Raw genomic sequence first — 1,494 nt, 5'->3', positions numbered from 1 at the left:
GCGTCACCCCGCTGGCACGCATCGTGTCCTGGGCAACCGCCGGCGTCGATCCGCAGATCATGGGCACCGGCCCGATCCCAGCATCGCGCAAGGCCTTGGAAAAGGCCGGCTGGTCGGTCGGCGATCTCGACCTGGTCGAGGCCAACGAGGCCTTTGCCGCGCAGGCCTGCGCCGTCAACAAGGACATGGGCTGGGATCCCTCGATCGTCAACGTCAATGGCGGCGCCATCGCCATCGGCCACCCGATCGGTGCGTCCGGCGCCCGCGTCTTCAACACGCTGGTCTTCGAAATGCGCCGGCGCGGCGCCAAGAAAGGCCTCGCCACCTTGTGCATCGGCGGCGGCATGGGCGTCGCCATGTGCATCGAAGCACTCTGAATAACTCACTAACGGGCGGCGCGAGCCGCCCGTTCTGTATCCAGTGCCTGCCAAGCCCGACAACAGGGCGGTATCAAAAAAGGGGAAATGCATGACCAAGGTAGCAATCGTCACAGGCGGATCGCGCGGCATCGGCGCGGCGATCTCGATCGCATTGAAGACCGTCGGCTATTCGGTTGCCGCGAACTATGCCGGCAATGACGCCGCAGCGGCGAAATTCAAGGCCGAGACCGGCATTCCGGTCTACAAATGGTCGGTCGCCGACTATGATTCCTGCGCCGCCGGCATCCGCCAAGTCGAGGCCGATCTCGGCCCGGTCTCGGTGCTGGTCAACAACGCCGGCATCACCCGGGACGCCATGTTCCACAAGATCACGCGCGAGCAGTGGAAAGAGGTCATCGACACCAACCTGTCCGGCGTCTTCAACATGACGCATCCGCTGTGGAGCGGCATGCGCGACCGCAAGTTCGGCCGCGTCATCACCATCTCCTCGATCAACGGCCAGAAAGGCCAGGCCGGCCAGGTCAACTATTCCGCCGCCAAGGCTGGCGACATCGGTTTCAGCAAAGCCCTCGCTCAAGAGGGAGCTCGCGCGGGCATCACCGTCAACGTCATCTGCCCTGGCTACATCGCCACCGAGATGGTCAAGGCGATCGACGAGAGGGTGCTCAACGACCGCATCATCCCGCAAATCCCCGTCGGCCGCCTCGGCGAACCGGAAGAGATCGCGCGCTGCGTCGTCTTCCTCGCATCCGAAGATGCAGGCTTCATCACCGGCTCGACCATCACGGCCAATGGCGGCCAATACTTCGCCTGACCAGAACCACGTGGCTGAAATGTGCACGTGCCGGGGGTGTCGCCGGCACGTTCGTCTTTAGAACCGCTGCTCCGATACAGCGCCGGTAGTTGTCCGGCGCCTCGAGATCAGGCAACCAGCTTGAGCTCCCGTTTCATCGCTTGCTTGCGCCCGCCCGGCTGCGACGACGCCGGCAGCGTCGCCATTTCGGCCCGGCTGAGACCTGACAATTTCATCGAGATCCTGCGCTTGACGAACGGCATCATGTTGACGACGCCGAGCACGAAATTGCGCAAGACGCGCCGCAGCGGTGTGCGGACA

The 1,494-nt window shown here is 63.9% G+C and carries 1 protein-coding gene and 2 pseudogenes; 2 read left to right on the top strand and 1 reads right to left on the bottom strand.

The window, feature by feature from the left end:
* A pseudogene (locus tag EN750_RS33905) lies at positions 1 to 377 on the top strand (acetyl-CoA C-acetyltransferase); the annotation flags it as partial.
* Positions 378 to 468: 91 nt separating this feature from the next.
* Positions 469 to 1,194, top strand: a complete 726-nt coding sequence (gene phbB, locus EN750_RS33900; protein WP_127399245.1) for an acetoacetyl-CoA reductase — start codon at positions 469 to 471, stop codon at positions 1,192 to 1,194.
* 107 nt (positions 1,195 to 1,301) lie between these two features.
* Here phbB and EN750_RS39730 read toward each other — a convergent pair.
* Positions 1,302 to 1,494, bottom strand: a pseudogene (locus EN750_RS39730) (pentachlorophenol monooxygenase); the annotation flags it as partial.

Source organism: Mesorhizobium sp. M7A.F.Ca.ET.027.03.2.1, assembly GCF_003999175.1.
Lineage (GTDB): Bacteria > Pseudomonadota > Alphaproteobacteria > Rhizobiales > Rhizobiaceae > Mesorhizobium.
The sequence above is the reverse complement of the archived record's forward strand: the minus strand, read 5'-3'. Positions and strand labels throughout refer to the sequence as shown.

Coding starts and splice junctions, on each gene's coding strand:
- phbB (WP_127399245.1), top strand. CDS start 469: ATGACCAAGGTAGCAATCGTCACAGGCGGATCGCGCGGCATCGGCGCG.